This window comes from Klebsiella aerogenes (assembly GCA_029027985.1).
GTDB classification, from domain to species: domain Bacteria; phylum Pseudomonadota; class Gammaproteobacteria; order Enterobacterales; family Enterobacteriaceae; genus Klebsiella; species Klebsiella aerogenes_A.
On sequence record CP119076.1, the window covers coordinates 2,745,457 to 2,768,876 of the forward strand.

Below are 23,420 nucleotides of genomic sequence, written 5' to 3' on the forward strand. Positions count from 1 at the left end.
GATATGGGCAAGAAAATTTTGATGCTGGTGGGTGATTACGCGGAAGATTACGAAACCATGGTGCCGTTTCAGGCGTTACAGATGATTGGCCATCAGGTCGATGCCGTCTGTCCTGATAAAGTCAAAGGCGACTACATCATGACGGCGATTCATGATTTTGACGGCGCGCAAACCTACAGCGAAAAACCCGGCCACCGTTTTGTGCTTAACGCCGATTTTGCCGCCGCCGCAGAGCAGGACTATGACGCCCTGCTGATCCCTGGCGGCCGCGCGCCGGAGTATCTGCGCCTGAACGATCAGGTGATTAAACTGGTACAGGCATTCGACGCCGCGCGGAAACCGATCGCCGCCGTTTGCCATGGCCCGCAACTGCTGGCCGCCGCGGGCATTCTTAAAGGACGTACCTGCAGCGCTTATCCGGCCTGCGCCCCGGAGGTCCGGCTCAGCGGCGGGCATTACGCCGATATTGGTATCGATCAGGCGCATGTTGACGGCAATCTGGTGACCGCCCCGGCCTGGCCCGCCCATCCACAGTGGTTGGCAAAATTTGCCGAGGTGTTGCAACAGTAGATCGTATACTTCAGGCGAGAACTGGCGCAGCGCACTGCGCCAGTTTCAAATGTAGCCGTGGTTGCTGCGTGCGCAGACAACCACTCTGCATCAGTGCTTCACGATATACATGGTGCGGCTGTAGGCCACGTCTTCCGGGTTGCTGATCGGGTATCCTTTCAGCCACGGTTTAATCAGACGCCCGTTGGTGTACTGATAAATCGGCGCGATCGGTGCTTTTGCCATGATGATCTTTTCCGCCGCGTTGTAATCATCATTGCGCGCTTTTTCAGACGTCTCCTGCGCCGCCTGGGCGAGGATTTTGTCATATGCCGGATCGTTAAAGCGCGAAATATTGCCGCTATGGGTGGAGGTGAGCAGCGACAGGAAGGTCGACGGTTCGTTGTAATCTCCGACCCACGACGCGCGAATGACGTCAAAGTTGCCCGTATTGCGGCTATCAATATAGGTCTTCCACTCCTGGTTCTGTAGCTTTACATCCACGCCCAGGTTTTTCTTCCACATTGACGCCACCGCGATGGCAATTTTCTGGTGGTTTTCCGAGGTGTTGTACAACAGTGTCAGCTTCAGCGGACGGTTCGGGCCATAGCCGGCTGCCGCCAGCAGGGCTTTAGCCTGCGCATTGAGTTCGGCCTGGCTCATGCTCTCGAATTGTGATGGCTGCGGCGTAAAGCCTGCGGTCACGTCAGGGGTGAAGCGCCAGGCGGGTTTCTCGCCAGTGCCAAGGATCTTCTCCGCCATGATCCGTCGGTCGATGGTCATGCTCAGCGCCAGGCGCACGCGCTCATCAGCGGTCGGCCCCTTTTGCGTGTTGAAGGCGTAATAATAGGTTCCCAATTGCGGTGGGGTATAAACCTGGCCGGGGATATCCTTCAGCAGTTTCTGATACATGTTTTTCGGGAAGGATTCCGTGATATCAATATCCCCCGCCAGATAGCGTTTAGTCGCCAACGATTCCTGATTAATCGGTACAAAGGTGACCTGTTTAATCACAGTTTTATCGTTGTCCCAGTAATGGCTATTCGGCACGACCACCAGTTTCTCGTTCACCACCCGGTCTTTCAGCACATAGGCGCCGTTACCGATAAGGCTGCCCGGACGAGTCCAGTTAGCGCCGCTTTCGACATTGGCTTTCTGTACCGGGTAGAAAGCAAAACTGGCGGTTAAATTAGTGAACCACGGCAGTGGCTTATCCAGCTGCACGCGCAGCGTGCGGGCATCGACGGCGGTGACCCCAAGGGTATCCGGCGCGGCTTTGCCATCAATAATATTTTGCGCATTGTTGATACCCGCTAACGCGGCAAACCAGGCAAACGGCGAGGTCGTTTTCGGATCCACCAGCCGCTGCCAGCTGTAGACGAAATCCTGCGCCGTCACCGGCGTACCGTCTGACCAGCGCGCGTTGTCACGCAGGGTAAAGGTCCAGACGCGGTTATCATTGCTCTGCCAGCGCGTCGCGACGCCAGGAATGATATTGCCCTTGCCATCCTGGTTGACCAGCCCTTCGAACAGATCGCGAATCACCTGAATTTCCGGCAGGCCGACGGCTTTGGCGGGATCTAATGACGCGGGCTCGTCTTTAATATGGCGTACCAGCTGCTGTTTTTCGGCTAATACGGTTCCCGGAGGCACATCCGCCGCCCAGGCAAGAGAAGAAACGCTGGCTAACCACAGCGCGCCGCATGTCAATGTGACAGGATACTTCATAAGATCCCCTTTGAAATGAACAAACCAGTGCTGGCAGAGCGATAATTATTTGTTTCCCCACCTGAAATTGCAAACGGCTTGTGATAGAAAATTGACATGGCGAGTTTTTTCGCCAGAGATGGAAACTGTTTGATTCCGGGACGCTTTTCTACAACACTGCTAACAATAACCTGCTGACAGGATACTCTATGCCCGTTTCACGCCCTCGCCCCCTACGCGGCGCTTTCCCGCCAGGCACGCAACGCTACGGCCAGTCGCATCTCGGCGCGCCGCTGTTATGGTTTCCCGCTCCGCTGGCCGATAGCCGTAGCGGGCTGATTATCGCTGGCACCCACGGCGATGAAAACTCGTCGATCGTCACCCTCTCCTGCGCGCTACGCACGCTCAAGCCAGAGCTTCGCCGCCACCATGTCGTGTTGACGGTTAACCCGGATGGTTGTCAGTTGGGATTGCGCGCCAACGCGCGCGGCATCGATCTCAATCGCAACTTCCCGGCCGCCAACTGGAAGGCGGGAGAAACGGTCTATCGCTGGAATAGCGCCGCGGAAGCACGCGATGTGGTGCTATTAACCGGCGAAAAACCGGGGTCCGAACCGGAAACCCAGGCGCTATGCCAACTGATCCATCAGATCCACCCGGCGTGGGTGGTCTCTTTCCACGATCCGCTGGCCTGCATTGAAGATCCCGGCCATAGCGAGCTGGGGCAATGGCTCGCCGGAGCGTTTAATTTGCCGCTGGTGAGTAGCGTCGGTTATGAAACGCCCGGTTCCTTCGGCAGCTGGTGCGCCGATATCGGCCTGCCCTGCATTACCGCCGAATTCCCGCCGGTATCCGCCGACGACGCCACAGAAAAGTACCTCACGGCGATGACCGATTTACTGCACTGGCACACTCACAAATGAAGTACGCCGGTGCTGAAACGCAGCGCCGGCTCCACATCCGCCGCCAGCCAGGTCGGGCCGTCCAGGTCAGCGAAACGGGCCAGCGGCGCCAGCGGCAACGCGGCGCTTATCGCCCGAGACGTGCAGAGCATGCAGCCCAGCATCCGTTCGAAGCCCAGCTGTTCCGCCTCCTGTGCTAACAACAGCGCTTCGGTCAGGCCGCCGGTCTTATCCAGCTTAATGTTGACCATTTCATAGCGCCCCTGCAGCGCCGCCAGACTTTCGCGGGTGTGGCAACTCTCATCGGCACAGATCGGCAGCGGATGGATAAAGTTGTCCAGCGCCTCGTCCGCTCCGGCTGGCAACGGCTGCTCAAGCATCGCCACGCCAATATCAGCCAACAGCTGACAGCGCGCCGCCAGCCCTTCGCTATGCCACGCTTCGTTAGCGTCAACGATTAACGTTGCCTGCGGCACGACGCCGCGAATCGCAATCAACCGTTCGCTAATCAAATAGTCGTCGAGCTTAATCTTAAGCAGCCGCGCCCCTTTCTCCCATAGCGCGGCGGCGCTGGCCGCCATCTGTTCCGGGGTGCCGATCACCACGGTTTGCGCCGTCGTCACTGCGCGCGGCAGATTCACGCTAAGTAACTGTGGCAGCGTTTTGCCCACGCGCCGCGCCGCTAAATCCCATAGCGCGCAGTCTACGGCATTACGCGCGGCCCCTGCCGGCAGCAGGCTTTGTACCTGTTCGCGCGTGGCGCCGCGTTCAAGCTGTTCGCCGATCGTCACAATCTGCGCCATCACCGAGGCGATGCTCTCGCCGTAGCGCGGATAGGGCGTACATTCACCCACCCCTTTTATGCCGTCTTCTTCTATTTCCACCACCACAACTTTGGCCTCGCTGCGGCTGCCGCGAGAGATAACAAACGGCGTGTGCAGCGGCCATGATTCTTCAAACACTCGAAAATTGCGCATTCCCTGGGCCTCATCGGTAAATGTTAAATAGAGTTTGCCGTGTTGCTGGCTGATGTCATACACTAACTATGACGTTAACTATATGTAAACAGGAAGATAACCATGTCCCAAACCGTACATTTCCAGGGTAACCCAGTTTCTGTTCAGGGCGCCATTCCGCAGGCAGGCGCTAAGGCGCAGCCGTTTACGCTGGTCGCCAAAGATCTCTCTGACGTCACGCTGAGCCAATACGCTGGCAAACGTAAAGTACTGAATATTTTCCCGAGCATCGATACCGGCGTATGCGCGGCATCGGTTCGCAAATTCAACCAACTGGCTTCTGAGCTGAGCAACACCGTTGTGCTGTGCATCTCCGCTGACCTGCCGTTCGCGCAATCCCGCTTCTGCGGCGCAGAAGGCCTGAGCAATGTCGTGACGCTGTCCACCCTGCGCGCCCCGCAGTTCCTGGCAGATTACGGTGTGGCTATCTCCGCAGGCCCGCTGGCGGGTCTGGCCGCTCGCGCCGTCGTGGTTATTGATGAAAACGACCAGGTAGTCTACAGCCAACTGGTTAATGAAATCACCGAAGAGCCGGATTACGACGCAGCGCTGGCTGCGCTGAAAGCGTAATCGCTTCAGTTTCTATCCTGCTAAGCCTCCTTCACCGGAGGCTTTTTTCTTTGCGCGGCGCATAGCGCGAAATCAACCGCGCGATAGCCGGGCCAGTCAGCAATATGGTGAATAGACGCAGCGTCTGCATCGCCATTATAAAAGACATGTCCGCCCGGGTACCGACGGCGATAATTGCCACCGTGTCCAGCCCGCCGGGGCTGGTCGCCAGATAGGCGGTCAGGAAATCCAGCGGCAGCAGATGCGTCAACGCTAATGCCATCAGCGCGCACAGCGTGATCAACCCGACGATCGCCGTGATGATTTGCGGTAGCGTCTTCAGCGCCAACATAAAAATCTCGCGATTGAACTGCAGCCCGACCGTCCAACCAAGCGCGGTATAGGCCAGTACCAGCAGCCATTCCGGCAACTCCAGCAAAACCCACTCTCCGCCCTGCGCCAATGCGCCAGCCAGCATCGGTAACAGCATCGCCCCGGAAGGAATGCGTAAACGTAGCCCAAGCCAGCCGGCAGCGGCGGTAAGCAGCAGCGTAAGCGGTAGGTTAACCGTGAGCGGCGGGAACCAGACGATCTGCTGGGTCATCTCCTGCGCTTCGCCGCCGAGCGCGAAACGCACCACCATCACCGCCGCGCCAACCACGAACAGCACCCGCAGATACTGCATCAGGGCCACCAGTCGAACGTCGGCGCCATACTCCTGCGCCATCACCACCATCGCCGACGCGCCGCCCGGCGAACTGCCCCAGGCGCCCGTCGCCCCCGGCAGCGAGCTATAGCGCACCAACAACCAGCCAGTGAGCGCGCTGATAGCCAGCGTGGAGACAAGGATAATCAGCACCAGTACCCAATTGGCGGCTAATACGCCGAAAATCGACGACGTTAGCGCGCGGGCAATCATGCAGCCGATAATGGCCTGAGCGGCGATAAAGAATGGGCGTGGAAGACGAATTTTGGCGCCACGGAGGCTGAGGGTAATCCCGGCGATTAATGGGCCCAGCAGCGGTGCCGCGGGGAGATGGAGCCAGAACAGCACAAAAGAAAGCACGGCGGAAAGTGCCAGTAACATCATCCACTGAGGCCAATCCCGTTGCAGCGCCAACTGTCACCCTCCCAGTAAAAATGAATATACCCGTCATACTTCAAGTTGCATGCACGTTGGCTTTCCTCGCTCACCCCAGTCACTTACTAAAGTAAGCTCCTGGGGGTTCTCTGCGTCGCCGCCTTCCTGCAACTCGAATTATTTAGGGTATAGAAACGAAATGTAGACAGAAACGTCGTCGAAAAAACGCAAAATACGCCAGCCGCGCGAAGGCGGCCGGCTATAGCAATTTACTCCTCGCCCTTCTTCTGGCTCAGACCGTATTCGCGTAATTTGTTGGCGATGGCGGTATGGGAGACGCCCAGGCGCTTAGCCAGTTTACGGGTGCTGGGGAAACTACGGTACAGCTGGGTCAGCACCGAGCGCTCGAAGCGACGGGTAATATCGTCAAGCGATCCTTCCATCGCCTCTTCCCCCACCGGTAACGAGGCGACATCGTGATCCGGCAGCAGAATGTCCTGCGGACGCAGCTCAAAGCCATCAAGCTGGGTTAGCGCGCGGTAAACCGCGTTTTTCAACTGACGCACGTTGCCCGGCCAGCTATAGCGAGTCAACACGGTATTAAGATCGGCAGACAGTTTTGGCCGTGGGATACCCTGTTCATCAGCAAAGCGTGCGACGAACAGCTCGGTCAGCGGCATGATATCCTGCGGACAATCGCGCAGCGGCGGCAGATTCAGCGTCAGCACGTTCAGGCGATAATAGAGATCTTCGCGGAACAGCCCTTTTTGCACCAGCTCGACCAGATTCTTTTGCGTGGCGCAGATAACCCGTACATCGACGTGAACTTCGTGGTCTTCACCCACCCGACGGAAAGTACCATCGTTGAGGAAACGCAGCAGCTTAGTCTGCATTCCCGGCGACATTTCGCCAATTTCATCCAGCAGTACCGAGCCGCCGTTGGCCTGCTCAAAGAAACCTTTTTTCCCCTGGGAAGCATCGCCAAACAGTTCGCTTTCGACGGCGTTCTCCGGAATCGAGCCGCAGTTCAGCGCCAGATAAGGTTTCGCCGCGCGCGGGCTTGCCAGATGGCAGGCGTGGGCGAGCAAATCTTTGCCGGTACCCGTATCGCCGACAATCAGCAGCGGCGCGCTGAGCATCGCCAACTTGCGAGCCTGCTCGACAACGTGGCGCATTTTCGGCCCGACGGCGAGGATTTGGCTAAAGGCGCTGGTATCCTGAGTGGTCAGCGTTTGCAGCTGACGCCCCATACGCACGGTGGAGCGTAGCATCACAACTGCGCCGGTCAGTACGCGCTCGGCATGTTCGCCTTCAAGATATACCGGGGTCACTTCCAGCATAAAGTTTTGCCCATTGACCACCACATGCTCGGTATGCGATTCCAGCGGGTTACCCTCCAGCCAGCGCTGAAGGTTGAAATCGGTAATCAGCTGCGCCACCGGATGGGTACGCAGGCGGGCCTGAGTTTGGCCAAACAGCTGGCAACTGGCCGGGTTGGCGAGTTCCACTTTGCCTTTGGCGTCCAGCGATAGCACCGGTTCCGGCATCGCGACCAGCAGCGCGCTGAGCGCCAGATGTTCGCGCTCCGACGGCATCCACGCGACGGTGCGCACATCGGTCACGCCAGCAATGCGGCGGATTTCCGCCATCAGGCTGCTGAAGTTCGCAAACTCCAGCTCGGCGAAGTTAAGGTAGATTCGGCCAATTGGGTCGATATCAATGCCGCGCAGATCGATGCCGCGCAGCACCAGTAAATCGAGTAATTCACGGGTCAGACCAAGACGGTCCTCACAAAAGACTTCCAGACGCATAAGAGTTTTCACCCTAAAAAGGCCAATGACGGATGAATGATAGGACAGTTATGTTCTTACGGGAAGATAGCTGTCAACAATTATTGACAGTATGACGGAAAAATGGGCTTTATGCCGTAAAGTCAGGCAGGCATAAGCAAAAATGACCGATCGGCGGATCGGTCATTGGGAGCGCAAAATGATTGTCCCTGCTTGCGCTGCGCTTAGCAGGGCTACGGTTCCGGTACTTACCAGGGAAAACGTAGGTCGGGTAAGCGTAGCGCCACCCGACAACATAGCGGCATAACCGGGATTGTCCCTGCTTGCGCTACGCTTAGCAGGGCTACGGTTCCTGCGGTTATCGGGACTATTTCTCTGCGTTGGTTTTGCTTTTCTGCAGCGTCTCTTTCAACTGACCAATCAGCTCACGGCGGAAATCGCCCAGCCGCGGTTTATCATCGGCAATCCACGGCAGCGGGCGGCACAGTTCCATCGCTTTAATGCCAAGCCTGGCGGTCAGCAGCCCGGCGCCGATGCCCTGTGCAGCGCGCGCCGACAAGCGGGCCGCCAGATCCTGCGACATCCAGTCCATTCCTACTTCCCGTACCAGTTCGCTGGCGCCGGCAAAAGCGATATTCAACAGTACCAGGCGGAACAAACGCAGGCGGCTGTAATAGCCCAGTTCAATGCCGTACAGCGTGGCGATACGGTTAATCAAGCGCAAGTTACGCCAGGCAATAAACGCCATATCGACCAACGCCAGCGGGCTGACGGCGATCATCAGTGTCGATTCCGCCGCCGAACGGCTGATTTCCCGCCGCGCCTGAGCATCCAAAACCGGCTGTACCAGTTGCGCATACAGGCTCACGACTTCACGATCGTTCTGCGTTTCATGGATTGCCGCGTACCAACGTTGCAACGCCGGATGCGATTGATCCAACCCGGCCTGCTGCGCCAGTTTTTCGCAGAATGCGCGACCTTTGCCCACCGCGTGGCTGTGCATCAGATCCCGCGCTTCATCACGTTCATGCGCACGCTGGCGCAAACGCCACAGTCGTCGCCACTCGGTCGCCACCGAGCCCACACCCGCGCCGACAATCAGCGCCCCAGCCAGGCAGCCGCCGAGCGCAATCCAGTCCTGCGTCTGCCAGGCCGTCGCCGTCCACTGCACGCCCTGCGCCACCACGCTGATGCCAAAAATAGCCAACCCAGCGCTCACCATCCGCCGCCACAGGCTGCGTTTTGGACGCAGTACCGATTCGACGACCGCTTCGGCGGCCCCCTCTTCCTCAGCCGCCGTTTCAATGAGCGCCGGGGCGAAGGTTTCCGCATCGGCGGCGTCGAAGGCCCGGGCCGACTTTAAGGTTTGGTTTTTTTCCGTCTCCAGAGGGCCATCGAAATCGATCCGTGGTTTTATCGGCTCGCTCATCGCAATTTATCTCCAATCAAAAATTCCAGCGCCGCATCGAGGCGAATGTGCGGAAGCGGTTTATCGACATCCATCGTTCTCGGGCGGAAGTTCTCAAACTGGAAGCCCTGCTGTTCCCAAAAGGCCTGCCCCGGCAGCCGCGCCGGCACTTCACCCGGGAAAATCGTTAGCGGTTGTCCGTCGCTCAAACGATCGCCGCGTAGCGCCGGGATTTTCTCGCCATTGACCTCAATCAACCCGCCCTGGGTGGCCTGAATCGACGCCAACCCAAGACAATCCATACTGATGCCTTCAAAAGCGGCATTCTGCCAGGCGTCCTGAATCAGTTGTTGAAGCAGCGACACCATATTACCGTGCTGATCGACGGTGACGTGATCGGCTTTGGTGGCTGCGAACAATAGCTTATCGATAACTGGCGAGAACAGACGGCGGAACAGCGTTCGCTGTCCGTAATGGAAGCTTTGCATCAATTGCGTCAGCGCCAGGCGCATATCATTGAACGCCTGCGGACCGCTGTTTAACGGCTGCAGGCAATCCACCAGCACAATCTGACGATCAAAACGCAGGAAGTGGTCTCTGTAAAAGCCCTTCACCACTTTCTCGCAATAGTATTTAAAGCGCTCGCGCAGCATACCGGCGTTGCTATGTTTATCCGCCTGCGCCAACCGGGCTTCGCCAATGGCATCGACATCCGGCCAGGGGAAGAACTGCAGGGCCGGCGCCCCCGCCATCTCGCCAGGTAGCACAAAACGCCCCGGCTGAATAAAGTGCAGCCCTTCACGCTTGCAGGCGTGCAGGTAATCGGTCCAGGCGGCGGCAATGTCCGCCAACCGGGTTTCATCGGCAGGCGCCAGCGGATCCAGCCCCGCGCACAATTGCCGCCAACGGGCAGACCACTCCGCGCGCTGCCCTTGCAATAATCCAGTCATCTGCCGCGACCAGCTCAGATAATCCTGCGCCAGCATTGGTAAATCGAGCAGCCATTCGCCGGGATAATCAACGATCTCCAGGTACAGTGTGGAGGTATCTTTGAAATGGCGCAGCAGTGAATCATTTGAACGGTAGCGCAGCGCGAGGCGAATTTCGCTCACCCCGCGGGTCGGCGTTGGCCAACTCGGGGGCTGGCCATAAAGCTGCGCAAGACCTTCATCATAGGTAAAACGCGGAATCCCGAAATCACGCTGCGGCACCCGCTTCACACCCAGCAAGCGCTCTTCGCGCGCCGCGCTCAGCAGCGGCAAACGCGCTCCGGCGTGGATATTCAGCAGTTGATTGACCATCGCGGTGATAAAAGCCGTTTTGCCGCTTCGGCTCAGGCCAGTGACGGCAAGACGTAGATGCCGGTCAACCCCGCGGTTGACCAGCGCATTGAATTCAGTTTTGAGTCGCTTCATCGCCAATCCGTTATGCCCAGAAGGAATGTCGTTTAATCATAAGCTATTAGATGGGGATAAACAGGCCAATATAAAGCGCGCTGATATACCTCTCACTGAGGAATTATTTCATACCGCGCGCAAAACGATTGGCCAGACGGCTGAGCAGTGGTTCAAGCGCCACCGCCAGCAGCATTTTCAACGGCCGGCGCGCCACTGATTTTACCGCCCAACCGGCAACGCCCGCCGGGCCATATCGTAGCGCGGTCAGCAGCACCAGCTTACCGGCGATCTTCAGACCCGGTTTCACTTTTTGCCCTGCCTGTTGCCATTTCATGTTCATGCGTTGCCTCAATGGTGGTGATAGTAAAAGGAATTACAGTTGACGAAAACGACTGCGCAACGTGAAAGTGTCGGAGGTAATGTAACGCTCCATCTCACGCAGACGCCGCTCGCCGGAGGCCAGTTCGGCATCAGCGGCAGCCAGCAAATCGCCATTGCTCGGGGCTTTCTCGCTATACAGTTCGCTATCCGGCATCGGATCTAGCGCAAAAGTCAGGATGATGTAGGCCACCAGCACGAAGAAAAATAGCCCAAAAATCATCGCCAGCACAGTGATCAAACGTACCAGTTTTACCGGTACATCAAGGTGTTGCGCAATACCGGCGCAGACGCCTTTCACCATTCCGCGCTGCGGAATCCGCCACAATTTTTTATTAAAATCCAATCCGGCCATTATTTGTCTCTCCAGTTCGGATGTTCAGCATCAAGAATCGCTTCCAGCGCCTGAATACGCTCGCGCATCCGCTTCGCATCATCGGTCAGTTGCAACAGACGCTGCTGTTCATTCTGGGTTAACGCGCCGTCCGCCGAGCGATTGTTGTAGTGCAGCCACAGCCAGACCGGCAACACAAACAGCACAAACAGCGTGAGCGGGATGGCAAGAAAAAGCATGCTCATGTGTACTCCTTACAGATGGTGAGCCGCGGCGCAACACCGCGCCGCGCAATAAATATTACTGGTTATTCTGATTCATTTTGGCTTTCAGCGCTGCCAGTTGCTCGCTGATTTCATCATCCGCTTTCAGTTCGGCAAACTGCTGATCCAGCGACTGTTGTTTACCAAAACGATGGCTCTCCGCCTCCGCTTCCATCTGATCAATACGGCGTTCGAAGGATTCAAAACGCGCCATCGCCTCATCCATTTTGCCGCTATCCAGCTGGCGGCGAACATCGCGAGAAGAGCTAGCGGCCTGATGGCGCAGCATCAGCGCCTGTTGACGGGCGCGGGTTTCGCTGAGCTTGTTCTCCAGCTCGCCAATCTCTTTTTTCATGCGCGCCAGGGTTTCATCCACCAGTTGCGCTTCGTGCTCCAGACTGCTGATAAGGTCAGTCAGCTTCTGTTTTTCGATCAACGCCGCACGCGCCAGATCCTCTTTCTCTTTGCGCAGGGCCAGTTCGGCTTTCTCCTGCCATTCCACCTGCTGCGCCAGCGCCTGTTCAATACGGCGGGTCAATTGTTTCTTTTCCGCCAGCGCACGGGCAGAAGTGGAGCGCACTTCAACCAGCGTATCTTCCATCTCCTGAATCATCAGGCGGACCAGCTTCTGCGGATCCTCTGCTTTCTCCAGCAGAGAGTTGATGTTGGCGTTCACGATGTCGGCAAAGCGAGAAAAAATACCCATAATTTCAATCCTCATAGTTCTGATAGCAGGCAGCGGCCTGTGCCATGGCTAATACAAATGCCGTGCCAACTTTTTATCTTATTGATTTTAAATAAGCTGATTGAGATGTGCGCGCCTGCTTGCTACAGTGAGTTGGCGAATCACACTACTTAATGGCGAAATTCATCATGGCGGAATACAAGGATAACCTGCTCGGCGAGGCAAACAGCTTTCTGGAGGTACTGGAGCAGGTCTCACAGCTAGCGCCGCTGGATAAGCCGGTGCTGGTCATCGGCGAACGCGGCACCGGCAAGGAACTTATCGCCAACCGCTTGCACTTCCTCTCCTCGCGCTGGCAGGGGCCGTTTATTTCCCTGAACTGCGCGGCGCTAAATGAAAATCTGTTGGATTCGGAACTGTTCGGTCACGAAGCCGGGGCGTTTACTGGCGCCAGCAAACGTCATCCGGGGCGTTTCGAGCGCGCCGACGGCGGCACGCTGTTTCTCGATGAACTGGCAACTGCGCCGATGCTGGTTCAGGAAAAACTGCTGCGGGTGATTGAATACGGCGAGCTGGAACGCGTCGGCGGCAGCCAGCCGCTGCAGGTCAACGTGCGTCTGGTGTGCGCCACCAATGCCGATTTACCGAAGATGGTAGAGGAAGGACATTTCCGCGCCGACCTGCTCGACCGACTGGCTTTTGACGTTGTGCAACTGCCCCCTCTGCGCGAACGCCAGAGCGATATCATGCTGCTTGCCAACCAGTTTGCCATTCAGATGTGCCGCGAGCTGGGGTTGCCGTTATTTCCGGGGTTTAGCGAGCGCGCCGTCGACACGCTGCTCGGCTATCGTTGGCCGGGCAATATTCGTGAGCTGAAAAACGTCGTCGAACGCTCGGTCTACCGCCATGGCAGTAGCGATAGCGAGCTGGACAATATCATCATTAACCCGTTCCGCAGCGCGTTGCCGGTACCCGCCGCCGCCGAACCCAGCAGGACGCCCGAGTTGCCGTTGGATCTGCGCGCTTACCAGCAGGATCAAGAAAAAAGCCTGCTGCAGTTAAGCCTGCAACAGGCAAAGTACAATCAAAAACAGGCGGCGGAGCTGCTGGGGCTCACCTACCACCAGCTACGCGCGTTGTTGAAGAAACATCAGCTGTGAGTGGCGCGCGGCAGCATCGCCGCGCTGACCGCCATAGATCCCAGACACAGGGCGGCATTGAACCACAGTGCATACTGCGCGGCGCTGGCCATGCCGAGCGGCAGGAACAAGGCAAAAAGTGACGCCGTCACGGCTATCCCCATCGCCCCGCCCAGTGAACTACCCATCTTATAAACCCCTGACGCCACACCAATTTTATTTTCCGGCGCATTAGCGACGGCGGTATCAGTCGATGGCGTGGCGTAACAACCGAGACCCAATCCAAACAGAATGTTGCTAAAAAAGACGGTGCCTATATACAGAGATTTATCGAGGAAGGTGCAGGAAATCAGCAGGATACCGACGGCAGTAAAGATTGGTCCGGTCATCATCGGTAACCGAGCGCCGTAGCGCTGTAACAGCTTTTCGCCGACGCGGATCATCGCCAGTACGGTCACCAGGTAGCCCAGCGTTATCATTCCGGTTTGCAACGGACTCAGATGATGGCCTTGCTGTAGCCAAATGCTGGTGATCATCATGGTGCCGATGGCGCCGTTAAGCATAAAGTTCGACAGTACCGCCGCCCCGTAGGCGCGGTTGCGGAATAAAGCAAAATCGATGAGCGCCGCCTCACCTTTGCGCAGGCCGCTGCGGATAAACCACGCTCCCGCCGCCAATGCGCCGCCCAGCATCGACAATGATAATCCGCTGCTCCAGCCCCATTGATGCCCCTTGCTGATAAACAAGTTAAGCAGCACCAGCGAGGCAATCAGACTTAACAAGCCGCCAACGTCCAGTTTATGTCGATCGGCGCCAGCGCTGCGGCTCTCAGGCGTCCCGCGCAATAGCAGCAACGCCAGCAGCGCGACCGCAATCGAAAAAACGAAGATCCACCGCCAGCCGAGACCGGTCGCGATCGCCCCGCCGACAAAAGAACACAGCCCGCTGCCGCCCCATGAACCGATCACCCAGAAGCTCACCGCTCGCTGCCGCGCTTTGCCTTCGTACCAGGTTTTAATCAGCGCCAACGTCGCTGGCATAATGCAGGCTGCTGATAATCCCTGCAGGACTCGGCCGGTTAAAAATAGCCCCGGCCCCTGCGCCACAACCAAAAACGCGCTGCCGATAATACTCATCGCCAGGCCGATGAAGGTCATTCGCACCCGGCCGAATTTATCTGCCAACCCGCCGCTGGCTACCACGAAACAGCCGCTGAATAAGGCGCTGAGGCTGACTGCCAGGGTCAGCGTCTCCAGCGAAATATCGAGGCTGTTTTTCATCGCCGGAACCACGTTAATGACCGACTGGGCAAACAACCAGAAGGTCAACACGCTGAGAACGATCCCTGCCAGCAGACGATCGCTGCCGACAAACTGCGATTCGCTTAACGATACAGAACTCATAACCAGGTCCCCCGTAGCGAAAGATTAACGCAGATAGCGTTCCGTCAGGCCGCACCACAGCGCCGCGCCGGTGACCAGAATTTGATCGTTAAAATCGTATCCCGGGTTATGCACCATGCAGCGGTCCGCTTCATCACCGGCGCCGATGGTGAAGTAGCAGCCGTTTGGATTGTGCTCAAGCATGAAGGCGAAATCTTCGCTGCCCATAAATGGATTCACGGTACCTACTTGCTCCTCGCCGAACAGCGTGGTCGCCACTTCACGAACCAGTTCATTCGCCGCCGGATCGTTACGCAGCACCGGGCTGCCGTTGACGTGCGTTAAGGTGGCGCTGGCGTTAAAGCTTTCCGCCTGAGCCACGGCGATATCGTGAATACGCTGCAGTACCGTCTCACGGACCTGCTGATTGAGCGTACGCACGGTCAGTTTCATCAACACCTTATCGTTGATGATATTCGGCGCATGACCAGCCTGAATGCTGCCGACGGTGACGACAGCGGGCTCAAATGGCGTGATATTACGCGAAACGATCGATTGCAGGGCTACTGTAATGTGGCAGGCGACCAGCGTCGCATCGACGGTGTGCTCCGGCACCGCGCCGTGGCCGCCGACACCCTTAACTTCAATATGCAGCGTATCGGATGAAGCCATCATTGCGCCGTCGCGCAAGCCAATTTTGCCCAATTTCTGCCCAGGCATGTTATGCAGGCCAAAAATGGCGTCGCAGGGAAATTTCGCAAACAACCCGTCTTCCACCATCACCCGACCGCCATACAATAACTCTTCAGCCGGTTGGAAGATTAAGCGCAGCGTACCGTTAAACTGGCGGGTACGCGCCAGGTATTCCGCAGCGTACAGTAGCGTGGTGGTGTGACCGTCATGGCCGCAACCGTGAAAGCGCCCGTCCACCTGGCTTGCCCAGTCTTTACCACTCATTTCCTGCATCGGCAACGCATCCATATCCGCCCGCAGCCCCAGTCGTTTCTCGCCGCTGCCAACTTTTAGCGTACCGACTACGCCAGTGCCGCCCAGACCGCGATGCACCTCATAACCCCATTCGCTGAGCAGACGAGCAACTTCATCGCTGGTTTTATGTTCTTCAAAGCCGAGTTCCGGCTGTTGGTGGAAACGGCGACGTAAGGCTACAAACTGCGCTTCATTAACCTGTAAAGATTCAATCAGTGGATGTGTCATTTTTATTATTCCTGTGTTGTGTTTGCACGACACTTTCGAGTTTATGCGCCCCACCTGGCTTTAAAATGCGCTTTTTTGTTTTATATTGACGAATTATCAATGACTGTTTTCTATACAATTCTGTTATGACAAAAAATAGCCTGTTATTTTTTGTCTCACGAGGAGCGGCGCATGGAACACCATCTCGGCGATTTCAGCATCACGGTTCGCGATATTCGCCAGTTCAGTCCGCCGGAAAGCGACAGCCTGACGCTACTGTGGCTGCTGGAAGGCAGTGTGACGCTGCACCACGGCGAAACGCCGCGGCAGATGCGGGTTGATGAACTGGCGATGATTAATCGTCGCCAGCGTTGGCAGCTCTCTGGCGAGCAGGCGAATGCCGTGATGATCCTGAACCTTGCCGCGGGTTGGCTAACCCGGCTGGATAGCGATTTTTTTGCCAGTGATTATCGTGTTAGTGTCGAAAACATTGATGCGGCAGACCATTTGCGCCAATTGATGCGCCAATTGCTGGTCGCCGGGCTGGTTAATCATCAGCCCCGTTATCGGTTGGAGGCTAACCGCTGGTTAAGTGAAATTGCCCTACTGCTGGCGACCCGCTTTACCCAGCCCATCGTCCCCAGCCTGCGTCGCGGTGCCGAGAACTGGAGCCGACGAATAATCAACGTGGTGGCGCGCATTGAGGCCAACTACCAGCGACGACTTTCGCTGCAGGAAGTCGCCGCCGCCGAATTCGTCTCAGAGGCCTGGCTCTCGCGCCTGTTTCATAAAGAGGTCGGCGTCAGCTTCGTGCAGTACATTACCGCGCTGCGTCTTGGCAAAGCCGCCGAGCAGCTCCTGACGACGCGGCGATCGGTTCAGCAGGTGGCGCAGGACAACGGCTTCGCCAGCACCCGTATCATGAGCGATCTGTTTAAGCGCCAGCATGGCATGACGCCGCGGCAATTTCGCCAGCAGCAGCCACAGCCCGCCGCCAGACCGCGGGTTAATCCCAGTGAAGTCTGGTATCCGGTGGCAGTGGAACGGTTGTACGCCCGCCTCAACGAGGCGGAAAAAAACAACGAGGATGCGCCGCCGCTGCTGCTCAACCCCCGGCAGACGCGACGGATAGATGTACGCCAGCTCACGGCTCGCGCGCCCTCGCTACGACATACCCGAACGATCGTCACCGTCCGTGAACTCGATGATCTACTCCGCGAAGATGTCCGCCGCGAACTGGAACAATTGCAGCAAACGCTACCCATCTACGGTATCGATATCCACGATCCGTTTCTCAGCAGCCGCTTGTTCGGCGATGGCTGGGATGACCCGACGCTGGCAGGCTATGCCTGCTGGTACAATCTGCAGCAGCTATTTAGCTGGCTAGCGCAGAAGAATTGGACGGTAACACTCCATACCGGTTTAACCACTCGGTGCGATTTGCTGCAGAGCTTTTTACAACTTGCCGCCAATCACTTTTCGCCAGCCACGTTGGCTAGTTGGCGGTTCGTCTGGCACTGGTCGCCGCAGGCCAGTGAAGCGGCGCGCCAACAGGCGTGGCGACAGCAGCGCGAGGTGCTCGCGGCAACGCTCCCACAGCCGCAGATGGGTATCTGGCATCGCTTCCCGGAAAGCGATATTGCCGCCGACCCGCTGCTGCATTCTCCCTTGCTGATTGAGGCTGATTTTCTCGCTTGCCAGGCGGATGCAAATGAACTGCTCGATCTGGCGCAGGCCGATAGCAGCAAGCTAGCCGCCAGCGAAAGCTATCCACGGCAAAAGCTGCGCCAAATCCACAGCGCCCTGCGCCAACGGCAGCTATCGTTGCCCCTGTGGTTGCTGTCGTGGAATACCCTGACCGGCGACACCCGCGACACGAATGGCCGTTTCTTTCGCGGCGCGCTGTTGATGGATAACCTACTGGGCATTGCCGATCAGGTATGGCTGGCGGGCTTCTGGCTCAACTCGGGACTACAGGGCGAAGCGCGGGCCAACGGTAAACTCGATACCTCCAGCCTGGCGCTGCATTACCTGCATGGTCTGCCGCGCCCGGTGTACTGGGTATTGTGGCTATGGCGGCGGTTGCGCGGCGAAGTATTAATCAACGACAAACATCTACTGCTCTTGCGCCATCACGGTCACTATCAGCTACTGCTGCGCAACACGGTGATTTTCAACCCCTGGCTATCGAGTGAAGAGGCGTTTATTCAGCGCTTCCGCCAGCCCTATACCGTCAGACTCGAAGGGATGACAGGACGCTGGCGTATTAAGCAGCATCTGTTCGATCAGCACCACGGCGCGCTGTTTCCACTGTTTGAGGCGTTTCGTAGCCGCAGCGGTCCGGACGAGGAGGACTATCGCTGGTTACAGCACCATGCCCGCCCGGCGTTGAGCGTGTATGAAGAACAGCTGGAGGATGGCTGGCTGCGGGTGGATTCCCTGCAAAGCAATGCGCTGGCGCTGTATGAATTCACGCCGCTCGACAATTCGCTACGTGACAACGTCACCACGGATATTCTGAATACAACCAGAGAAAGCATGAAGGGTTAACAATTTGTAACTGGTAAGATGTCTTGATGTGAATTATCATCAGCGGCAATATCGTTCAATGGACTGAAAACTCACATGATTCCGGTTAATTCTCATACGTTGACCCGCTACGCCGCCCATGCCAGTTTGATCCACACCATGAAAAATCATCATGCGCCGGCCCTCTCTTTAATGATGATTTCTCCGATCTCTGCGTGCGCTCCACGCTCGATGCCTATAGCGAACAAGGCTGGGAGATTGCAGAGCGTAAAAGCGGACTGGTGCTGCGCACTTTCGTCGCCATTCATCGCGACGGCGGAGAACTGGAAATCACGCCGAAAGATTATATTGCCCGCTACAACCAGCTACTTCCGCTCTGATCGCCCTCTTTTCCGAGCGTGCCTGCGTTCAGGGCACGCCGTCTTCCTGACGGCCGGCAGACGGCTAACTGGAGAAATCAGCAATAAAAAGATACCATGTTTCATATTACACGTTTATTTCCGACACTATTTTGACCAACTGGCTGGACAACATGCGCTGCCGGTGACCGCATTATCCCCCTCGATGTCGTAAAGGTGGTGGTAAATGTCATTTAATATTAATAAGATAGAGCCTTGCTCTATGATCAAACTGAAAATATGCGCCTGAAATTGTCCTCTCTTTTGGCGGTAGCCTCGATGCTGTGCGGGCAGGCTTTTGCCGCACCGACCCCGGCGCTGCCAGCCCATGCCGATATTCGCGATAGCGGTTTTGTCTATTGCGTCAGCGGGCAGGTAAATACCTTTAACCCGCAAAAAGTCAGCAGCGGCCTGATTGTCGACACCCTCGCCGCCCAACTCTACGATCGTCTGCTCGACGTCGACCCTTATACTTATCGTCTGGTGCCTGAGCTGGCGGAAAGCTGGGAGGTGCTCGATAACGGCGCGACCTACCGCTTCCATCTGCGCGACAAGGTGCAGTTCCAGACCACCGATTGGTTTAAGCCGACCCGCGCCTTTAACGCTGATGATGTCATCTTCACCTTCAGACGTATCTTTAACCGCGACGATCCGTGGCATAACGTTAACGGCAGCAGCTTCCCTTATTTCGATAGCCTGCAGTTTGCCGACACCGTCGAAAGCGTGCGCAAGCTGGATAACCGCACCGTTGAATTCCGTCTCAAGCGCCCGGATGCCTCGTTCCTGTGGCATCTGGCCACCCACTACGCCTCAGTGATGTCGGCGGAATATGCCGCTCAACTGACGAAAGCCGACCGTGAAGAACAACTCGACCGTGAGCCGGTTGGCACCGGTCCCTTTAAGCTGGAAGAGTACCGTACCGGTCAATATATCCGCTTGCAGCGCCACTCCGCCTACTGGCGTGGCGAACCTTTGATGCCGCAGGTGGTGGTGGATCTTGGCTCCGGCGGCACCGGTCGGTTGTCAAAACTGCTGACCGGCGAATGCGACGTGCTGGCCTGGCCTGCCGCCAGCCAGCTCACCATTCTGCGCGACGACCCGCGTCTGCGTCTGACGCTGCGCCCGGGGATGAATATCGCCTGGCTGGCCTTCAACACCGCCAAGCCGCCGCTGGATAACCCGAAAGTACGCCACGCGCTGGCGCTGGCGATCAACAACCAGCGCCTGATGCAGTCGATCTACTACGGTACCGCGGAAACCGCGGCGTCAATGCTGCCGCGCGCCTCGTGGGCCTACGACAACGAGGCTAAAATTACCGAGTACAACCCCGCGGAGGCGCGCCGTCGCCTGCAGGCGCTGGGGCTTGATAATCTGACGTTGAAACTGTGGGTGCCAACCAGTTCGCAGGCATGGAACCCAAGTCCGCTAAAAACCGCCGAGCTCATTCAGGCGGATATGGCGCAGGTTGGCGTAAAAGTCATTATTATTCCTGTAGAAGGCCGTTTCCAGGAGGCACGATTGATGGACATGAGCCACGATCTAACGCTTTCCGGCTGGGCGACCGACAGTAACGACCCGGACAGCTTCTTCCGCCCGCTGTTGAGCTGCGCGGCGATTGGCTCGCAAACCAACCTCGCCCACTGGTGCAACCGCGAGTTTGACGATGTCCTGCAGAAAGCGCTGATTTCACAGCAGCTGGCATCGCGCATCGAAGCCTACAAAGAGGCGCAGCATATCCTCGCCCGCGAGCTGCCGGTGCTGCCGCTGGCCTCCTCACTGCGGCTGCAGGCCTATCGCTATGATATGAAAGGTCTGGTGCTAAGTCCGTTTGGCAACGCCTCCTTCGCAGGCGTGTCGCGTGAAAAAGAAGAGGTGAAAAAACCATGATTATTTTTACCCTACGCCGCCTGCTTCTGTTGCTGGTGACGCTCTTTTTCCTCACCTTTATCGGTTTTAGCCTCAGCTACTTCACACCGCACGCGCCGCTGCAGGGCGCTTCGCTGTGGAACGCCTGGCTGTTCTGGTTCAAAGGGGTGCTGCACTGGGACTTCGGCGTCTCCAGCATCAACGGCCAGCTGATATCCGAACAGCTGAAAGTGGTCTTCCCGGCGACGATGGAGCTGTGCATCCTCGCCTTCGGCTTTGCCTTGCTGATCGGCATCCCGGTGGGGATGATTGCCGGGATCATGCGCAATAAGTGGCCGGACACCCTGATTAGCGCGCTGGCGCTGGTTGGCTTCTCCATCCCGGTGTTCTGGCTGGCGCTGCTGTTTACGCTGTTCTTCTCGCTGACGTTAGGCTGGTTCCCGGTATCCGGGCGTTTTGACCTGTTGTACGAAGTAAAAACGGTGACCGGTTTCGCGCTGATCGACGCCTGGCTTTCCGATTCACCGTGGCGCCATGAGATGATCGTTAGCGCCGCGCGCCACATGGTGCTGCCGGTGCTAACGCTGGCCGTTGCCCCAACCACCGAAGTGATCCGCCTGATGCGCATCAGCACCAGCGAAGTCTACGATACCAATTACGTCAAAGCGGCGGCGACTCGCGGCGTCACCCGGCGGACTATTTTGCATCGCCACGTGCTGCACAACGCCCTGCCGCCGGTGATCCCGCGCCTGGGTCTGCAGTTTTCCACCATGTTAACGCTGGCGATGATTACCGAAATGGTCTTCAGTTGGCCGGGGCTGGGACGCTGGTTGATCAACGCCATCCGCCAACAGGATTACGCGGCAATCTCCGCCGGGGTTATGGTTATCGGCGCGCTGGTGATCATCGTCAACGTGATCTCGGATATTTTAGGCGCCATGGCGAATCCACTGAAGCATAAGGAATGGTATGCCCTACGATAGCGTTTATCTCGAAAAGCGCCCGCCCGGCGCGCTGCGCACCGTATGGCGTAAATTCTACGGCGATACCACCGCGATGATTGGTCTGTATGGCTGCGGCGCGCTGGTGCTGCTGTGCGTATTTGGCGGTTGGTTCGCGCCGTATGGCATCGATCAGCAGTTCCTCGGTTATCAACTGCTGCCGCCTTCGTGGTCGCGCTATGGCGAAGTGTCGTTCTTCCTCGGAACCGATGACCTCGGCCGCGATGTCCTCAGCCGTCTGCTGAGCGGCGCGGCCCCCACCGTCGGCGGCGCCTTTGTCGTTACCCTTGGCGCAACATTGTTCGGTCTGGTGCTTGGCGTTGTCGCGGGTTCCACCCACGGTCTGCGCTCTGCGATCATGAATCATATCCTCGATACGCTGCTGTCGATTCCGTCGTTGCTGCTGGCGATTATCGTCGTCGCTTTCGCCGGCCCGCACCTCAGCCACGCCATGTTCGCCGTCTGGCTGGCGCTGCTGCCGCGTATGGTGCGCTCGGTCTACAGCATGGTTCACGACGAGCTGGAAAAAGAGTATGTCATTGCTGCCCGTCTTGACGGTGCATCGACGTTGAACATTTTATGGTTTGCCGTCCTGCCAAATATCACCGCCGGGCTGGTGACTGAAATCACCCGCGCGCTGTCGATGGCAATCCTCGATATCGCCGCGCTGGGCTTTCTCGATCTCGGCGCCCAGCTACCGTCTCCGGAATGGGGCGCGATGCTCGGCGACGCGCTGGAACTGATTTACGTTGCCCCCTGGACGGTGATGCTGCCAGGCGCGGCAATTATGCTTAGCGTCCTGCTGGTTAACCTGCTGGGCGACGGTATCCGCCGTGCAATCATTGCCGGGGTGCAATAATGCCGTTACTTGATATTCGCAATTTAACCATTGAATTTAGAACCAACGAGGGTTGGGTGAAGGCCGTCGACCGCGTCAGCCTGACGCTGGCGGAGGGCGAAGTTCGCGGCCTGGTCGGTGAATCCGGTTCAGGTAAAAGCTTAATCGCCAAGGCGATTTGCGGAGTCACCAAAGATAACTGGCGGGTGACCGCCGACCGTATGCGCTTTGATGATATCGACCTGTTGCGCCTGTCTAATCGCGAGCGCCGTAAGCTCATTGGCCACAACGTATCGATGATTTTCCAGGAGCCGCAGTCTTGCCTTGATCCTTCCGAACGCATCGGCCTGCAGTTGATGCAAAACATCCCCGGTTGGACCTTTAAAGGCCACTGGTGGCAACGCTTTGGCTGGCGCAAACGCCGCGCCATCGAACTGCTACACCGGGTAGGGATCAAAGACCATAAAGACATTATGCGCAGCTTTCCCTATGAGCTGACCGACGGAGAATGTCAGAAGGTGATGATCGCTATCGCCCTCGCCAACCAGCCGCGCCTGCTGATCGCCGATGAACCAACCAACGCGATGGAGCCGACGACCCAGGCGCAGATTATTCGCCTGCTAACCCGTCTCAACCAGAACAACAACACCACGATTTTACTGATCAGCCACGACATGCAGATGCTCAGCAAATGGGCGGATAAGATTAATGTCATGTATTGCGGGCAAACGGTGGAAACCGCCCCTAGCGAAGAACTGGTGACCATTCCGCACCACCCCTATACCCAGGCGTTGATTCGCGCGATCCCGGACTTCGGTAGCTCCATGCCGCACAAAAGCCGGCTGAACACGCTACCCGGCGCGATTCCCTTGCTTGAGCAGTTGCCAATTGGCTGCCGACTGGGGCCTCGTTGCCCCTACGCCCAACGCGAGTGTATTGTCACGCCGCGTTTGACCGGCGCGCGTAATCATCTGTACGCCTGTCATTTCCCGCTGAACATGGAGAAAGAGTGAA

General features: G+C 57.4%; 22 protein-coding genes. 10 read left to right on the top strand and 12 right to left on the bottom strand.

What is annotated here, in order from left to right; all coding sequences use genetic code 11:
• The first annotated feature begins 3 nt into the window (after positions 1–3).
• On the top strand, positions 4–570 hold the full coding sequence (locus tag PYR66_13145; GenBank protein WEF26286.1) for a DJ-1/PfpI family protein: 567 nt from the start codon (positions 4–6) through the stop codon (positions 568–570).
• Between the two features lie 90 nt (positions 571–660).
• Here the strand turns inward: PYR66_13145 and PYR66_13150 are convergent, their stop codons facing one another.
• Positions 661–2,277, bottom strand: a complete 1,617-nt coding sequence (locus PYR66_13150) for an ABC transporter substrate-binding protein (GenBank protein ID WEF26287.1) — start codon at positions 2,275–2,277, stop codon at positions 661–663.
• A gap of 188 nt (positions 2,278–2,465) precedes the next feature.
• On the opposite strand from PYR66_13150, the gene mpaA reads away from it, so the two are divergent.
• On the top strand, positions 2,466–3,179 hold the full coding sequence (gene mpaA, locus PYR66_13155) for a murein tripeptide amidase MpaA (protein WEF26288.1): 714 nt from the start codon (positions 2,466–2,468) through the stop codon (positions 3,177–3,179).
• Here the strand turns inward: mpaA and ycjG are convergent.
• The gene (gene ycjG / locus PYR66_13160; GenBank protein WEF26289.1) at positions 3,170–4,135 is read right to left on the bottom strand and encodes an L-Ala-D/L-Glu epimerase; all 966 of its coding nucleotides are present in this window, start codon (positions 4,133–4,135) and stop codon (positions 3,170–3,172) included. The two genes, mpaA and ycjG, sit on opposite strands and share 10 nt — an antisense overlap.
• Before the next feature lie 102 nt (positions 4,136–4,237).
• Between ycjG and tpx the strand changes: the two genes are divergently transcribed.
• Positions 4,238–4,744 (top strand): thiol peroxidase, encoded by a 507-nt coding sequence (gene tpx, locus PYR66_13165; GenBank protein WEF26290.1) that lies wholly within the window; start codon positions 4,238–4,240, stop codon positions 4,742–4,744.
• A 31-nt stretch (positions 4,745–4,775) separates the two neighbouring features.
• On the opposite strand, the gene PYR66_13170 is transcribed toward tpx, so the two are convergent.
• The 8 genes from PYR66_13170 to pspA all read right to left on the bottom strand — a co-directional run bounded on the left by PYR66_13170 (position 4,776) and on the right by pspA (position 12,080).
• The gene (locus tag PYR66_13170) at positions 4,776–5,813 is read right to left on the bottom strand and encodes an AbrB family transcriptional regulator (GenBank protein ID WEF26291.1); all 1,038 of its coding nucleotides are present in this window, start codon (positions 5,811–5,813) and stop codon (positions 4,776–4,778) included.
• Between the two features lie 260 nt (positions 5,814–6,073).
• Positions 6,074–7,615, bottom strand: a complete 1,542-nt coding sequence (tyrR, locus tag PYR66_13175) for a transcriptional regulator TyrR (protein WEF26292.1) — start codon at positions 7,613–7,615, stop codon at positions 6,074–6,076.
• 346 nt (positions 7,616–7,961) lie between these two features.
• The gene (locus tag PYR66_13180; protein ID WEF26293.1) at positions 7,962–9,023 is read right to left on the bottom strand and encodes a YcjF family protein; all 1,062 of its coding nucleotides are present in this window, start codon (positions 9,021–9,023) and stop codon (positions 7,962–7,964) included.
• Complete coding sequence (locus PYR66_13185; GenBank protein ID WEF26294.1) at positions 9,020–10,417, bottom strand: YcjX family protein; 1,398 nt, start codon at positions 10,415–10,417, stop codon at positions 9,020–9,022. The genes PYR66_13180 and PYR66_13185 overlap by 4 nt, the downstream gene beginning before the upstream one ends.
• Positions 10,418–10,520: 103 nt before the next feature.
• Positions 10,521–10,739 carry a phage shock protein PspD gene (pspD, locus tag PYR66_13190; GenBank protein ID WEF26295.1) on the bottom strand — a complete coding sequence of 73 codons (219 nt, stop codon included), beginning with the start codon at positions 10,737–10,739 and terminating at the stop codon, positions 10,521–10,523.
• A 33-nt stretch (positions 10,740–10,772) separates the two neighbouring features.
• The gene (pspC, locus tag PYR66_13195) at positions 10,773–11,132 is read right to left on the bottom strand and encodes an envelope stress response membrane protein PspC (protein WEF26296.1); all 360 of its coding nucleotides are present in this window, start codon (positions 11,130–11,132) and stop codon (positions 10,773–10,775) included.
• Positions 11,132–11,356, bottom strand: a complete 225-nt coding sequence (pspB, locus tag PYR66_13200) for an envelope stress response membrane protein PspB (GenBank protein WEF26297.1) — start codon at positions 11,354–11,356, stop codon at positions 11,132–11,134. The genes pspC and pspB overlap by 1 nt, the downstream gene beginning before the upstream one ends.
• Positions 11,357–11,411: 55 nt before the next feature.
• The gene (pspA, locus tag PYR66_13205) at positions 11,412–12,080 is read right to left on the bottom strand and encodes a phage shock protein PspA (GenBank protein WEF26298.1); all 669 of its coding nucleotides are present in this window, start codon (positions 12,078–12,080) and stop codon (positions 11,412–11,414) included.
• A gap of 152 nt (positions 12,081–12,232) precedes the next feature.
• Here pspA and pspF point away from each other — a divergent pair, with 152 nt between their 5' ends.
• A complete protein-coding gene (gene pspF, locus PYR66_13210) occupies positions 12,233–13,219 on the top strand; it encodes a phage shock protein operon transcriptional activator (GenBank protein ID WEF26299.1) in 987 nt (328 codons plus the stop codon).
• On the opposite strand, the gene PYR66_13215 is transcribed toward pspF, so the two are convergent.
• Together PYR66_13215 and PYR66_13220 are read right to left on the bottom strand one after the other, a co-directional pair.
• Positions 13,210–14,601: an MFS transporter gene (locus PYR66_13215; protein ID WEF26300.1), complete on the bottom strand. Its 1,392-nt coding sequence runs from the start codon at positions 14,599–14,601 to the stop codon at positions 13,210–13,212. The two genes, pspF and PYR66_13215, sit on opposite strands and share 10 nt — an antisense overlap.
• A 24-nt stretch (positions 14,602–14,625) precedes the next feature.
• Positions 14,626–15,795, bottom strand: coding sequence for a M20 family metallopeptidase (locus PYR66_13220; GenBank protein WEF26301.1), 1,170 nt, complete (start codon positions 15,793–15,795; stop codon positions 14,626–14,628).
• A gap of 171 nt (positions 15,796–15,966) precedes the next feature.
• Here PYR66_13220 and PYR66_13225 point away from each other — a divergent pair, with 171 nt between their 5' ends.
• From PYR66_13225 to sapD, 6 genes are all read left to right on the top strand, one after another.
• The gene (locus PYR66_13225) at positions 15,967–18,324 is read left to right on the top strand and encodes a helix-turn-helix domain-containing protein (protein ID WEF26302.1); all 2,358 of its coding nucleotides are present in this window, start codon (positions 15,967–15,969) and stop codon (positions 18,322–18,324) included.
• Between the two features lie 194 nt (positions 18,325–18,518).
• Entirely contained in the window at positions 18,519–18,683 is a 165-nt protein-coding gene (locus PYR66_13230) for a hypothetical protein (protein WEF26303.1), read from the top strand.
• Between the two features lie 258 nt (positions 18,684–18,941).
• A complete protein-coding gene (sapA, locus tag PYR66_13235; GenBank protein WEF26304.1) occupies positions 18,942–20,588 on the top strand; it encodes a peptide ABC transporter substrate-binding protein SapA in 1,647 nt (548 codons plus the stop codon).
• Entirely contained in the window at positions 20,585–21,550 is a 966-nt protein-coding gene (gene sapB, locus PYR66_13240) for a putrescine ABC transporter permease SapB (GenBank protein ID WEF26305.1), read from the top strand. Before sapA ends, sapB begins: the two co-directional genes overlap by 4 nt.
• A complete protein-coding gene (gene sapC, locus PYR66_13245) occupies positions 21,537–22,427 on the top strand; it encodes a peptide ABC transporter permease SapC (protein WEF26306.1) in 891 nt (296 codons plus the stop codon). Before sapB ends, sapC begins: the two co-directional genes overlap by 14 nt.
• A complete protein-coding gene (gene sapD / locus PYR66_13250) occupies positions 22,427–23,419 on the top strand; it encodes a peptide ABC transporter ATP-binding protein SapD (protein ID WEF26307.1) in 993 nt (330 codons plus the stop codon). Before sapC ends, sapD begins: the two co-directional genes overlap by 1 nt.
• Position 23,420 lies beyond the last annotated feature (1 nt).